Annotated in this window: 11 protein-coding genes; 3 read left to right on the top strand and 8 right to left on the bottom strand. The window is 66.2% G+C overall.

Features of this window, described 5'->3' with window-relative positions; translation table 11 throughout:
- Positions 1 to 12: 12 nt before the first annotated feature.
- Positions 13 to 2,280, bottom strand: a complete 2,268-nt coding sequence (locus AC3ITM_RS00350) for a TonB-dependent receptor (protein WP_489267500.1) — start codon at positions 2,278 to 2,280, stop codon at positions 13 to 15.
- A gap of 245 nt (positions 2,281 to 2,525) precedes the next feature.
- On the opposite strand from AC3ITM_RS00350, the gene AC3ITM_RS00345 reads away from it, so the two are divergent.
- On the top strand, positions 2,526 to 3,521 hold the full coding sequence (locus AC3ITM_RS00345) for a patatin-like phospholipase family protein (RefSeq protein ID WP_489267498.1): 996 nt from the start codon (positions 2,526 to 2,528) through the stop codon (positions 3,519 to 3,521).
- Between the two features lie 44 nt (positions 3,522 to 3,565).
- Here AC3ITM_RS00345 and AC3ITM_RS00340 read toward each other — a convergent pair whose 3' ends face one another.
- From AC3ITM_RS00340 to AC3ITM_RS00330, 3 genes are all read right to left on the bottom strand, one after another.
- The gene (locus tag AC3ITM_RS00340; RefSeq protein WP_489267496.1) at positions 3,566 to 4,900 is read right to left on the bottom strand and encodes an XVIPCD domain-containing protein; all 1,335 of its coding nucleotides are present in this window, start codon (positions 4,898 to 4,900) and stop codon (positions 3,566 to 3,568) included.
- A gap of 2 nt (positions 4,901 to 4,902) precedes the next feature.
- Positions 4,903 to 5,760 carry a hypothetical protein gene (locus AC3ITM_RS00335; protein WP_489267494.1) on the bottom strand — a complete coding sequence of 286 codons (858 nt, stop codon included), beginning with the start codon at positions 5,758 to 5,760 and terminating at the stop codon, positions 4,903 to 4,905.
- A 132-nt stretch (positions 5,761 to 5,892) separates the two neighbouring features.
- Positions 5,893 to 6,375 (bottom strand): Lrp/AsnC family transcriptional regulator, encoded by a 483-nt coding sequence (locus tag AC3ITM_RS00330; protein ID WP_489267492.1) that lies wholly within the window; start codon positions 6,373 to 6,375, stop codon positions 5,893 to 5,895.
- A gap of 127 nt (positions 6,376 to 6,502) precedes the next feature.
- Here AC3ITM_RS00330 and phhA point away from each other — a divergent pair, with 127 nt between their 5' ends.
- Both phhA and AC3ITM_RS00320 read left to right on the top strand, forming a co-directional pair.
- Positions 6,503 to 7,399, top strand: coding sequence for a phenylalanine 4-monooxygenase (gene phhA, locus AC3ITM_RS00325; protein WP_489270144.1), 897 nt, complete (start codon positions 6,503 to 6,505; stop codon positions 7,397 to 7,399).
- A 98-nt stretch (positions 7,400 to 7,497) separates the two neighbouring features.
- Complete coding sequence (locus AC3ITM_RS00320; protein ID WP_489267490.1) at positions 7,498 to 8,154, top strand: DMP19 family protein; 657 nt, start codon at positions 7,498 to 7,500, stop codon at positions 8,152 to 8,154.
- A 3-nt stretch (positions 8,155 to 8,157) separates the two neighbouring features.
- Here AC3ITM_RS00320 and AC3ITM_RS00315 read toward each other — a convergent pair whose 3' ends face one another.
- The 4 genes from AC3ITM_RS00315 to AC3ITM_RS00300 form a co-directional block, all read right to left on the bottom strand.
- On the bottom strand, positions 8,158 to 9,261 hold the full coding sequence (locus AC3ITM_RS00315) for a GDSL-type esterase/lipase family protein (protein WP_489267488.1): 1,104 nt from the start codon (positions 9,259 to 9,261) through the stop codon (positions 8,158 to 8,160).
- 178 nt (positions 9,262 to 9,439) lie between these two features.
- Positions 9,440 to 10,195 (bottom strand): 2-dehydro-3-deoxy-D-gluconate 5-dehydrogenase KduD, encoded by a 756-nt coding sequence (gene kduD, locus AC3ITM_RS00310; RefSeq protein ID WP_228884785.1) that lies wholly within the window; start codon positions 10,193 to 10,195, stop codon positions 9,440 to 9,442.
- 66 nt (positions 10,196 to 10,261) lie between these two features.
- On the bottom strand, positions 10,262 to 11,110 hold the full coding sequence (gene kduI, locus AC3ITM_RS00305) for a 5-dehydro-4-deoxy-D-glucuronate isomerase (RefSeq protein WP_489267486.1): 849 nt from the start codon (positions 11,108 to 11,110) through the stop codon (positions 10,262 to 10,264).
- 232 nt (positions 11,111 to 11,342) lie between these two features.
- Positions 11,343 to 12,404, bottom strand: coding sequence for a LacI family DNA-binding transcriptional regulator (locus tag AC3ITM_RS00300; RefSeq protein ID WP_489267484.1), 1,062 nt, complete (start codon positions 12,402 to 12,404; stop codon positions 11,343 to 11,345).
- Positions 12,405 to 12,415: the final 11 nt, after the last annotated feature.

Here is a 12,415-nt window from a genome sequence, read left to right as displayed (position 1 = left end):
GCATGACATGCATCAGAACTTGGCGGTGAACTCCACCCCGAACGTACGCGGCTCGTTGAGGAAGCCGGTCAGGTTGTTGAAGTCGATCGCACCGACCACCCGCACCTGGTCGGTCAGGTTGCGCCCGTACACGGCCACATCGTACTGGCCGTAATCCCAGTTGTAGCCCAGCCGCAGGCCGCCTTCCAGCGACGAACGGCTGCGGAACTCCGGCGATTCGTACAGGAAGAAGTTGACTGCACTGCGATAGGCCCAGTCGGTGTACACGTACAGCTCGCTGCCGTCGGTGACCGGGAAGCCGGCACGCAGGGTCAGGTTGTGGATCCACTTGGGCGCCTGCGGCAGCGCATTGCCGTTGACCAGCGCATAGGTGGCCCCATCGATCACCGTGGTCGGGTCGGTGATGGTGCAGCCGCCGCCACAGATCGCCACCGCCAGATCCTTGTCCTTGATCTCGGTGTCGTTGTAGCTGCTGCCCAGGGTCAGCAGCACGTGGTCGGTCAGGTAGGCCTCGAAGTCCAGCTCGGCGCCCTGGCCGATGCTCTTGTCGGCGTTGAGCAGGGTGGCGGTGTTGTTGCTGCCCCCCACCGCGATCAGCTGCTGGCCGTCGACGTTGTAGCGGAACACGTTGAAGCCCAGGCGTGCGCGACGGTCGAACAGGTCCGCCTTGATGCCGGCCTCATAGGAGATCACCTTCTCCGAATCGGCCTGCGATACGCCACCGAAGGCCAGCCGGCCCTGGATCGACGGGGCGCGGAAGCCCTTGGCCACGCGCGCGTACGCGTTGAGGTTGTCGGTGATCTGGTACACACCGCTCAGGTCCCAGCTGACGTCGTTGACATCGGTCTTGGCCACGTACGGACCGCTGACCGGGGTACCGAACGGCACCGCCTGCAGCACGCTGGCGCTGAAGTCCTTCTTGTCCTGGGTGTAACGCACGCCACCGCGCAGCTTGAAGCGTTCGGTCACGTCGAAATCGCCGGAGGCGAACGCGGCCCAGGCCTTGTTGCGCTGCTGCTGGACCGCATGGCCGGTCTGCGGGTTGCCCGGGGTCAGCGAGTCGTAGTTGAAGCTGTCGATGGTGACGTCTTCATCGAAGTAGAACACCCCGGCCTGCCAGTCGAAACGGCCCCATTCGTTGGATTCCACGCGGAATTCCTGGGTCCACTGGCGATGGTGCGGCAGGCCGTCGGCCGACTCGGAGGCGAACGGGATGAAACCCGGGCCGGAGTTGCCGGCGCCCAGGAAGCTGGCGCCGTAGCCGCCGTCGATGTCGCCATGGTTGAGCGATTCGGCGGTTTCATAGCCGGTGATCGAGTGCAGGGTGACCCGGCCCAGGTTCCACTGCAGGCGCGCGCTGCCGCCCCAGGTTTCCAGCTCGGAGAAGTTCTGGCCGTCGACCGAAACCTCGTCGCGGTCGAAGTTCTCGACCAGCTGGTTGGTGCCCGGCTTGAGGATGTTGGCGCGGAACAGACGCGCGGTGCCGTTGAGCTTGCGCTTGTGCAGGTTGAACAGGGCTTCGAAGTCGTCGCCTTCGTACAGGAACTGCACGCGCCCGGCCGCTTCGTCATAGCCCTCAAAACCCTGGGCCGGCGCATTGGCGCGGGTATTGGTGACCCAGTTGTCGCGGCGCTGGTACAGCGCCGACACGCGTGCCGACCAGCGGTCGGTCAGTGGGCCACCGTAGGCGGCCTGGGTGTTCCAGGTGTCGTAGCTGCCGTAGGCGACCTTGATGTAACCGTCGGCATCCTGCGAGGGACGCGCCGAATCGAACTTGACCACGCCGGCCGGGGTGTTGCGCCCGAACAGGGTGCCCTGCGGGCCGCGCAGCACTTCCACGCCGGCCAGGTCGAACAGCGGGAAGCCCTTCAGCAGCGGGCTTTCCTGCACCACATCGTCATACACCAGCGAGACCGGCTGCGATGCATTGAGATCGAAGTCGGTATTGCCCAGGCCGCGGATGTAGAAGCGCGGGAAGGCACGACCGTAGGACGATTCGATGTTCAGGCTGGGCACGCGCGCGGACAGGAAGCGGATGTCGTCGCCGGCCGAACCGAGCACATCGAGCTTTTCGCCCTGGATGGCCGAGATCGATACCGGTACGTCCTTGGCGTTTTCTACACGGCGCTGTGCCGTTACCTGCAGGGTGTCCAGGGCAACCGGATCCTTGGCGGCCGGGGCGTCCTGGGCTGCGGCCGTCAGCGGCAGCAGAGCGGCGAGGGCGATGACGAGCGGGTGCACGGACGGAAACCGGCCGTGGGCAGTGCGGTTCGGGAACATGGCGATTAGGCTGTGTTGGGAGGGGTGGTGGACCGGCGCTACCAGACAATTGTTGCAGTACAACAACATGGCCGCAAATTGCGGTCATTCATTAGCAGACTTCGGCCAGGCACGGTGGGACGCGCTTCCCGGTTTCGAGCGCCGCCGGCCCAGCGGCTGAACATCGATCGCCCCGCCCCGCCCTGCCCTGCGGCCGCTTCGGTATGCTGGCGCCCTTCGATGCCCATTCACCTGCAGACACCCTGATGAAACCACTGCGCCGTACCCGCCTGACGCTGTCCGTTGCCCTGCTCGGCCTGCTGGCCGGCTGCGGCGGCGACCCGGTCCGCCCGACCCCGCCGCCGGCGGCCACCCCGGTGGCGCAGGCCAAGCCGGTCAGGATCGGCATCGCCCTGGGCGGCGGCGCGGCCAAGGGCTTTGCCCATATCGGCGTGATCAAGATGCTCGAGGCCAACGGCTTCGAGCCGGTGGTGGTGTCCGGCACCAGCGCCGGCAGCGTAGTCGGGGCGCTGTATGCCAGTGGCATGGATGCCTTCCAGATGCAGTCCAAGGCGGTCGCCCTGGACGAAGCCAGCATCCGCGACGTGCGCCTGTTCTCCGGCGGCCTGGTCCAGGGCCAGAAGCTGCAGGACTACGTCAATGCGCAGGTCGGCAACCGCCCGATCGAGAAGTTCAGCAAGCCGTTCGCCGCAGTGGCCACCCAGCTGGAAACCGGCGACCGCGCGATCTTCGTGCGCGGCAATGCCGGCCAGGCGGTGCGTGCATCCAGCAGCATCCCCGGCGTGTTCGAGCCGGTGAAGATCGGCAAGGGCAACTATATCGACGGCGGCGTGGTCAGCCCGGTGCCGGTGGACGCCGCACGCCAGCTCGGCGCCGACTTCGTGATCGCCGTGGACATCTCCAGCAAGGCCAGCGGCAAGGCACCGACCGGCATGCTGGGCATCGTCAACCAGTCGATCTCGATCATGGGCCAGCGCCTGGGCGAGCAGGAACTGGCGCGCGCGGACATCATCGTCCGGCCCAAGGTGCTGGACATCGGCGCGGCCGATTTCAGCCAGCGCAACAACGCCATCCTGGAAGGCGAGAAGGCCGCGATGGTGGTGATGCCGCAGATCCGCGCCAAGGTGCAGCAGTTGCAGCGGGCCCGCGCCGCCGCCCTGGCCCCGCCGCCCAAACCCAAGTGCGAAGCGCCGTCGCGGGTGGGCAGGCTGATGGGCCGCAAGGAGAAGTGCGAGGGTTGAGCGCCGGGTAGCGCCGACACTCGGTCGGCCCTGCCCCGGCATCCTCAGATGTGCATCGACGGCGCGGCGCGCACAGCGTTGTCCTGCTCGCGCTGCAGCTGCTGGGCCTGCTCGCGCGCGCGCTGCTGATCCACAACCAGCAGTTGCTGGAAGGACTGCTCCGGCGGCGTGGCGGACGCCTGTTCGGTCGGCATGTGTGCGCGCTGATGCGCCGGGTCGCCCGGATCGCCCTGCACCACGAATACCCGCTGGCCGGGCGCGGTGTCGCTGCCCTGCACGCTCAACAGCACATGGTCCACGCGCTCCAGGCCGCTGCTGGCGGCCAGCGTGGTCAGGCTGGCGGCCATGCAGGCGCTGTGCGCGTCCGGTGCCCGGCCCAGGCGTGCATCCAGCACGTGCACGCCCTCGACGCACTGCTGGTACAGCGCGTGCCGTGGATGCCCGGCCTGGGTCGGATCTATTGGCGCTGCGGCGCGGGCCTGCAATGCCTGGTTCGAGCCTTCCTGCGCAGGGCCGGCGTCGGTGAACAGCCACGGGCTGGCCTGGATCGGACGGTCGCGGTACGGGTCGTCCGGGTGGAACTGCGTGCGCAGCTGCTCGCGCTCCTGGCGCAGCGCGCGGCTGTCATTGAGCGCGTCGACCAGCGCCGGGTCGGTCACCGGCACCTTGATCGGTATGCGCGACTCGATCGGTGCCGGCCCGCGCCACGTACCGGACTCGGCGTGGAAACTGTAGGTCTTGCCGTCGCGGTCGATCGTGTCCGGATCGGAATTGGGCGTGGGAAACAGGCCTGCGTTGGTCCGGGCCAGGCCCATCGCCGCCACATATGCGGTGGCGTCCAGTTTTTCATCGTTGTAGCGGTAGGCGAGGTTCTCGGTGGTGCTTGCGCCACGGGCGAGCCCCAGCAACTGGTTGTCCAGCATCATCGACCAGACTTTTTCCGCCTCGGGCTCGCCGCCATGGCGACGGGCGGCTTCGAGCAGCTGGCGTGGCGTCCAGGCGTCGGGGTTGATATTGCGGCCGTCGAAAGCTACATCGTGTGCCGTCTGGACGTCCTTTACCGGCAGGTTAAGAGCCAGATCCGGACGCCTTGCCGCAAATTGAGCCTGACGTAATGCGACGTCATTTCTCATCAGCTCAACTCCAAACTCCTGCCAGTCCCGCTCACCGTAGGCAAGTCCATCCTTACGAGCTTGATCCTGCGCGAAGTGATTGGCGGTCGCGCCAGGTGCGTTGTCATTACGGACGACACCTAAAGCCAGCAAACCGTACCCATCGCTGCCATCCTTCTGAGCGAGATAATTGAAGTACAGCTCGCGGTTACCAGCTCTGGCGTAGTCCGCAAGAATATTCATATCTTGTTGGTTGAGGCCTGCCATGGTTAGGCCTGCTTGCCGGGTTTGATGAAGGAGTCGGCCAACAACTGTCGAGCACGTTGCTCAATCCGCCGCCACTGTGACCTGCCCTCTCTGGGATACTTGATCCTAATGATGGTATCCAGATCAGCAATCATGAAGGTGTGATCACATCGCGCAACACCGATGCCCTTGCTCTTGACCATTTTTCCATCGCGATACTCAACACCCGACGCGGTAATCTCATCTGGCGTGCATTTGATTACAGTGCTCACCTCACCTTTTTCGTCGCGGGCAATGAACCAATCAGTGTGCCAATTTATGTTCATCACAGGCGCGTTTTCCCGAAATCCCTTCGTGTGATAGTGCGAACGAACTTTGTCCATGTCCACATGGTAGGGGGTCAGCCCACCCACGGCTTTTCCTTGAATTCGCGACTCCAGCGCCTCTTCAGGATCACCCCGCAAGTACTCCATGGGTGTATATGTGCGGCGTAGCACCTCGCGGACGTCTATTCGGTCAATGTAGGTGTAGTCCACCGTAACCGTACGCACGGACACATCTACTTTCAGATTCATCCGCTCACCCGGCTTGAACGGTTGCAGCGACGGGTACTCCAACGCCAGCGCAAAGCTGCCGTCGTGCTCGGTGCCGATCTGGTTGTAGAAGTAGTTCTGCGGGATCTCCAGCAGATGCGGCCCCAGGCAGGCCTGCTTGAGCGGCGCGGGGTCGGCGAACGGATCCTGCGGGCCGATGCTGCGCTGGCGGATGCAGCCCTGCTCATTGGTCTGGGTACGCTCCACCGGCTTGGGTTCCGGCTGCCGCGCACAGGCGGCCAGCGGCAGCAGTACCGCGATGAGCAGGCTGTGTGCAGGTAACGCCATGCGGGGGCATCCTCCGATGATGCGTGGTGCGCACAACTCTAGTCGATCATGGCCTGGACTACCCACGATCGGCGTCGCAGATGCCGATACTGCCGAAGCCCGCAACCTGGAATGGAGCCGATCACGTCAAGCTCATTCCAGCTGCGACAGCGGCAGCGCGCGGAATTCCTTCACCGTGCGCAGCACGAAGCTGGAATTGACGTCGGCCACGCCGGCGGCGTTGAGCAGCTTGTCGAGCAGGAAGCGCGAGAAGTGTTCCAGGTCGCGCACGTAGATCTGCAGCAGGTAGTCCATGTCGCCGGTCAGCGCATGGCAGGCCACCACTTCATCCCATGCCACCACGCTCTGGGCGAACACGCCGATGGCGTGCTGGTCGTGCTTTTCCAGCTGCACGCGGACGAAGGCCTGCAGGCCCAGCCCGATCTGGCGTGGTTCCAACCGCGCGCCGTAACCGGCGATCACCCCTTCGCTTTCCAGCCGTTGCACGCGGCGCAGGCAGGCCGACGGGGACAGGTTCACCCGGCTAGCCAACTCGGCATTGGTGGCGCGGCCATGCTGCTGGATTTCCGCCAGCAGGCGCAGATCCGTGCGGTCGAACTGGGTATCTCCGGCCATTGCTGCCCCGCAACATTAGGTGGACGCAATGATCTTGCGCCAGAAGCGCATATCCGCGCAACTTTGCAAACCTCTTGCGTGCGCCCTGCCCTAGCATCGACAGATGACTTCCCAGGAGACCGCCACGATGGAAACCGCCACCGCCCCCCGCCGCGTCGAACACCAGCAGACCGACAAGGGATACGTGCCGGTGTACACCACCGCGGTGGTGGAACAGCCCTGGGACAGCTACAGCGCCGACGACCATGCCACCTGGAGCACGCTGTACCAGCGCCAGCGCGCGCTGCTGGAAGGCCGGGCCAGCCGGGAGTTCCTGCAGGCGCAGGACGAGATGGGCATGAACGCGCAGATGATTCCGCGCTTCGACCAGCTCAACGAGGTGCTGGGCGCGGCCACCGGCTGGACCCTGGTCGGGGTGGAGGGCCTGCTGCCGGAACTGGACTTCTTCGACCACCTGGCCAACCGGCGCTTCCCGGTCACCTGGTGGATCCGCCGCCCGGACCAGATCGACTACATCGCCGAGCCGGACATGTTCCACGACCTGTTCGGCCACGTCCCGCTGCTGATGAACCCGGTGTTCGCCGACTACATGGCCGCCTACGGCCGCGGCGGCGTCAAGGCGCATGCGATCGGCCCGGAGGCGCTGCAGCACCTGACCCGGCTGTACTGGTACACGGTGGAATTCGGCCTGATCAATACCGATGAAGGCCTGCGCATCTACGGCGCCGGCATCGTTTCGTCCAAGGGCGAATCGCTGTACTCGCTGGAATCGGCCGCGCCGAACCGGATCGACTTCGACCTGGAGCGGATCATGCGCACCCGCTACCGCATCGACACCTTCCAGAAGACCTACTTCGTGATCGACAGCTACGAGCAGCTGATGCAGGCCACCGCACCGGACTTCACCCCGATCTATGCCGCGCTGGAAACGCAGGAACATCTGCCAGCCGGCCAGGTGCAGGACGGCGACCGCGTGTTCCACAAGGGCACCGGCGAAGGCTGGGCAGACGGCGGCGATGTGTGACTAGCGCAGGAGCGCCGTGAATCATCGAAGGCGTCGCACCAACAGTGCGGCGCCTTTTTGCTATGTTCACAGCCTCGCATTCCGCAAGGTTGGACCACATGCCGCTGTCCCTGCTGCGCATCGATACGCTGCACGTCGACGCCACCCACGTCCACCTGCAGCTGGTCAACGGCATGCAGCTCAGCGAATCGTTGAACCGCCATCCCCACCTGCAGAGGGCATCCAGCGCGCAGCGCGCGCAATGGGTGCCGACCGACACCGGCTTCGGTGCCAACTGGCCCGCGCTGCTGCCGGCGGAGGAGGCCGGTGTGGTCTACGCGCTGGACCTGCTGTGGGACGCGCGCTACGACAATGCGGTGAAACGGCTGCATGCACTGGATTGGAACCTGGCGGCGCTGTCGCCGCAGGACCAGCAGCTGGTGGCGCTGTGGCGGATGGAGGCGGACATCAACAACGGGGGCTTCATGCAGTTCCTGTGCAACTGGGGCGACCGGACCTGCCAGCTGGCGCTGCAGGCGCTGCGGGACATCGGCGCGGTGCAGACACATGCGGCGCTGGCGGGCATGCGCAGGCAGCTGGATCGGTTGGAGGACGATCCGTCGATCACCCGGCTGACCGACCTGTATGGCGCGATGACGGACGACGAGGAGCGGGCGCTGGGGGCGTTCGAGGATGCCTACGACGCACGGCCGGAGGACCTGGCCAGGCTGGGGCTGCTGCATTTCGGGCCGGAGCCCGCCGCAGCCGGCGCGTGATGCCTAGCGCGGGTAGGCGAGCAGCACGACCAGGTCCTCAACGCCTACCTGCTGCAACGCATGCGAACTGCCGGTGCGGGTGAGTAGTGCGTCGCCGGCGGCGACGTCGTACTGCTTGCCATCCAGCACATAGCTGCCCCGCCCGCTGACGATGTAATAGATCTCGTCCTTGTGCTGCGGGTGCAGGCCGATGCCGGCGCCCTTGTGCAATACGCGCTTGCGCAGCACGAACGGCAGGTCGGCGTCCTGCGCGAAGAACGGATAGGCGGTGGTCGGGCCCGCGCCGCCATGCGGGCCGGGTTGAGACACGGCGATATCGCGTTCGTGGACCACCTGCGAAGGTTTGCCCGGCCCATCGCCCTGCCCTGCGTTGCGTACCTCGCAATCGATGTCGCGTTTCAGCGCCTGCCTGAGGTCAGGCGTCAGCGCGACCCAATCGCGCATCACCAGGCACGCCACCGCCGTCGCACCGGCCACGCTGAAGTGCGTGCCGTCGGCCTTGTTCTGCTCAGGCACGAACAGGAAATAGGGCTTGGCGCCCTGCTCGCCCAGGGCGCGGATCCAGCGCGTGGAACTGTCGTTGAGGTCGATCAGCGCGACCTGTTCGCGCTGGGCCAGCTGCTTCATCGCCTGGGTGTACAGCGCGTGCGTGTCCAGCAGCGAACCGAAGTCATACAGCAGCCGGGCCACCGGGGTGACCAGTACCGGCGTGGCGCCCTTGTCGCGGGCCAGCTGCACATAGCGCAGCAGGTACTGTGGATAGGCGGTGGCCGGTTCGGTGTAGCGCGTCGGGTCTTCGCGCTTGGCGTCGTTGTGGCCGAACTGGATCAGCAGGACATCGCCGCGCCGGAGTTCGGCGGCGATCGCGTCCAGGCGTTTTTCTTCGATGAAGCTGCGCGTGCTGCGGCCGCCCTTGGCGTGGTTGCGGACTTCCCACGTGGCCGGATCGAGATAGCTCTGCAGCGCCTGGCCCCAGCCGGCCTGCGGTGCGCGCTCAGGGCCGTACTCGGCGGCGGTGGAGTCGCCGGCGATGAAAACGCGATGCGGGGCGCAGAGCGCGCTGGGTGCTGCAATCAGCAGGGACAGGGACAGCAGCAAACGCAGCATGGTCGTGCTCCTGGGTGGAGAGCTGCCGGCCAGCGGCCGGCACTACCGGGGTGCATCTGGGGGAAAGCCCCCTGTGCCAGGGGGCGATCGCGAAGCGGTGGGGGTTTGCAGGTAAAGGTCGCGCGGGCCCCACGGTCTGCAGCGCAAACCGTGGGAGCGCCAGCGCGCAGCGATGGCGTTACCGCGCCAGCCAACCGCCATCGACCGGCAGTACCGCGCCGTTGACGTAGTCCGATGCGCTGGATGCCAGGAACACCGCCGTGCCGCCCAGGTCTTCGGGGGTGCCCCAGCGGGCCGCCGGGATGCGGTCGAGGATGGACTTGTTGCGGTCCTGGTCGGCACGCAGCGCGGCGGTGTTGTCGGTGGCCATGTAGCCCGGGGCGATCGCGTTGACGTTGATGCCCTTGCTGGCCCACTCGTTGGCCAGCAGGCGGGTGATGCCGGCGATGCCGCTCTTGCTGGCGGTGTAGGACGGCACGCGGATACCGCCCTGGAAGGACAGCATCGAGGCGATGTTGATGATCTTGCCGCGGCCCTGGGCGATGAAATGCCGGCCGGCGGCCTGGGAGATGAAGAACGCGGACTTGATGTTGACGTTCATCACGTCGTCCCAGTCCTGCTCGCTGAAGTCCACCGCGTCGGCGCGGCGGATCAGGCCGGCGTTGTTGACCAGGATGTCCAGGCCGCCCAGGCCGTCGATGGTTTCGCGGATGACCCGCTCCACCGGCTCGATGCTGATCAGGTTGGCTTCGATGGCCAGGCAGCGACGGCCCAGCGCGGTGATGGCGGCGATGGTCTCGGTGGGCGGCTGGATGCCGGCCACGGCGACGTCGGCACCGGCCTGCGCCAATGCCACGGCGATGCCCTGCCCCAGGCCGGTATTGCCCCCGGTGACCAGGGCGACCTTGCCTTCCAGACTGAACGGATTAGCCATTGCGTATGTGGTCCTTGTCCAATGCGTAACAGACGCCGCCGGCGCGATGCCGGCGGCGCGTCGGGGTCACTTGAGCTGGCAGATGTCCAGCACGTGCATGTCGGTGTAATCCAGGTTTTCGCCGCCCATCGCCCAGATGAAGGCGTAGTTGCTGGTGCCGGCGCCCATGTGGATCGACCACGGCGGCGACACGACGGCTTCGTTGTTCTGGATGACGATGTGGCGCTGCGCGTCCGGTTCGCCCATGAAGTGGTACACGCGGTCGTTGGCGCCAAGGTCGAAGTAGAAATAGACCTCGCTGCGGCGGTCGTGCAGGTGCGGCGGCATGGTGTTCCAGACGCTGCCCGGCTTGAGCACGGTCAGGCCCAGCAGCAGCTGCGAGGACTGGCAGGTAGCCGGCACGATGTACTGGTAGATGGTGCGCTCGTTGCTGGTTTCCAGCGCGCCACGGTCCAGGGCGACGGCGTCCTTGATCGACAGCTGCTTGGTTTCAAAGCGCGCATGCGCCGGGGTCGAAGCCAGGTAGAACTGGGCCGGGGTGGCCGCGTCATCGGAAGCGAACACGACCTCCACGCTGCCCATGGCGACGTACAGGCCATCCTTCGGGCCCAGCGTGAACACGGTGCCGTCGACGGTGACGGTGCCGCTGCCGGCGCCGACGTTGATGATGCCCAGCTCGCGGCGTTCCAGGAACGGATGGCCGGCGGCCGAGGCCGGCTCGGTCTGCTTCGGGAGCGACAACGGGCCGTTGACCGGGGCCGCGCCCCCGAGCACGAAGCGTTCGTAGTGGGTGTACTTCAGCGTCACCGCATCGGCGTTGAACAGGCCGTCGAGCAGGTACAGCTCGCGCAGGTCGTCATTGCTGGCGCCCTTGATGGCATCGGGATGGGTGGCGTAGTGGGTCTTGCAGTACATGGCGTCTCCAGAGCAGGGGTGGGGCGATGGGGCGGCCCCGGCGCGATTGAAGCGGATTGTAGCCCGCTTGGTAACCGGTGTCATTTTGCAGCGCACGATAGGCAGGGTGGTCCGGGGGCGGGTCAGGACGGAAGGCGGCACGACCGGGGGAGGCGACACCAGAACAAGGGGGACGACCGAAGAAGCGTCATGACCAACGGTCGTGACCTACCGAGGATTGACGCCCGGGGCGTCAATCCTCGGGCGGTTGGCAGGAGTCGCGCACGATCAGGTGCGGGCGCACGCTGGCGATCTGCATCACCGCCTGGCCGTCGGGCTGGATCAGCATGGCCGCCGCGGTGCGGCCGGTGTCGCGGGTATGCCGGCGCACCGAGGTCAGCGACGGCCACAGGCGCGAGGCCAGCGGGCTGTCGTCGTAGCCGATGATCGACAGCTGGCGTGGGATGTTGATGCCAGCGCGCAGGGCCACCTTGTAGATGCCGGCGGCCATTTCATCGTTGCCGGTGAAGATCGCGGTCGGGCGCTGCTTGCCTAGCAGCAGCTTCTCGGCGGCGGCCACGCCCGATTCAAAGGTGTATCCGGCCTCGACGATGCGCGCCGGCGGCAGTTCGATGCCGCGCTGGGCCAGGGCGTCGATGAAGCCGGCGGTGCGCTCGTGCGCCGAGCGGTAGGCGCTGGGCCCGGTGACCAGGGCGATATCGCGGTGGCCCAGCGACAGCAGGTAGTCGGCCGCTTCGGCGGCACCGTCGCGGTCGTGGGTGACCACCATCTGCGAGGTGTCATCCAGCGGCAGCGCGGCGATCCGGGTGAAGCGGCAGCCGATCTCGTCGAGCATGTCCACCAGCGCCTGGTCCTCCGAGGCGCGCGGAACCAGGATCACCCCGTGCAGCTTCTGCTGCTGCACGAAGCGGCGCACGCCCTCGATATAGCCGGGGCTGCGCGAATCGCAGGGATGCACCACCAGCTCGAAACTGGAGCCGCGCAGCGCATCCAGCGCGCCGTACTGCATGTCCACGATGTACTGGGCGGTGGGGTTGTCGTAGACCATCCCGATCAGGAACGAGCGCCGGAACGCCAGCCCGCGGGCCAGCGGATCGGGCGTATAACCCACCTCGCGCATCAGTGCTTCGACCTTCTCGCGCGTGTCCTTGCGCACCAGCGGGGAGTTGTTGATGATCCGCGAGACGGTCTTCTTGGATACCCCGGACAACCGCGCGATGTCGTTGATCGTGGCGGCCTTGCCCTTGGTCAATCCATGCGGAGGCATCGGATCGGATTTGCTGCGCAATGACATGTCGTTCGAAC

Source organism: Stenotrophomonas sp. KH_029 (genome assembly GCF_057839765.1).
Note: the sequence above shows the minus strand (reverse complement) of the source record. Positions and strands in the feature narration are given on the sequence as shown.

Coding starts and splice junctions, on each gene's coding strand:
- AC3ITM_RS00350 (WP_489267500.1), bottom strand. CDS start 2,280: ATGTTCCCGAACCGCACTGCCCACGGCCGGTTTCCGTCCGTGCACCCG.
- AC3ITM_RS00345 (WP_489267498.1), top strand. CDS start 2,526: ATGAAACCACTGCGCCGTACCCGCCTGACGCTGTCCGTTGCCCTGCTC.
- AC3ITM_RS00340 (WP_489267496.1), bottom strand. CDS start 4,900: ATGGCAGGCCTCAACCAACAAGATATGAATATTCTTGCGGACTACGCC.
- AC3ITM_RS00335 (WP_489267494.1), bottom strand. CDS start 5,760: ATGGCGTTACCTGCACACAGCCTGCTCATCGCGGTACTGCTGCCGCTG.
- AC3ITM_RS00330 (WP_489267492.1), bottom strand. CDS start 6,375: ATGGCCGGAGATACCCAGTTCGACCGCACGGATCTGCGCCTGCTGGCG.
- phhA (WP_489270144.1), top strand. CDS start 6,503: ATGGAAACCGCCACCGCCCCCCGCCGCGTCGAACACCAGCAGACCGAC.
- AC3ITM_RS00320 (WP_489267490.1), top strand. CDS start 7,498: ATGCCGCTGTCCCTGCTGCGCATCGATACGCTGCACGTCGACGCCACC.
- AC3ITM_RS00315 (WP_489267488.1), bottom strand. CDS start 9,261: ATGCTGCGTTTGCTGCTGTCCCTGTCCCTGCTGATTGCAGCACCCAGC.
- kduD (WP_228884785.1), bottom strand. CDS start 10,195: ATGGCTAATCCGTTCAGTCTGGAAGGCAAGGTCGCCCTGGTCACCGGG.
- kduI (WP_489267486.1), bottom strand. CDS start 11,110: ATGTACTGCAAGACCCACTACGCCACCCATCCCGATGCCATCAAGGGC.
- AC3ITM_RS00300 (WP_489267484.1), bottom strand. CDS start 12,404: ATGTCATTGCGCAGCAAATCCGATCCGATGCCTCCGCATGGATTGACC.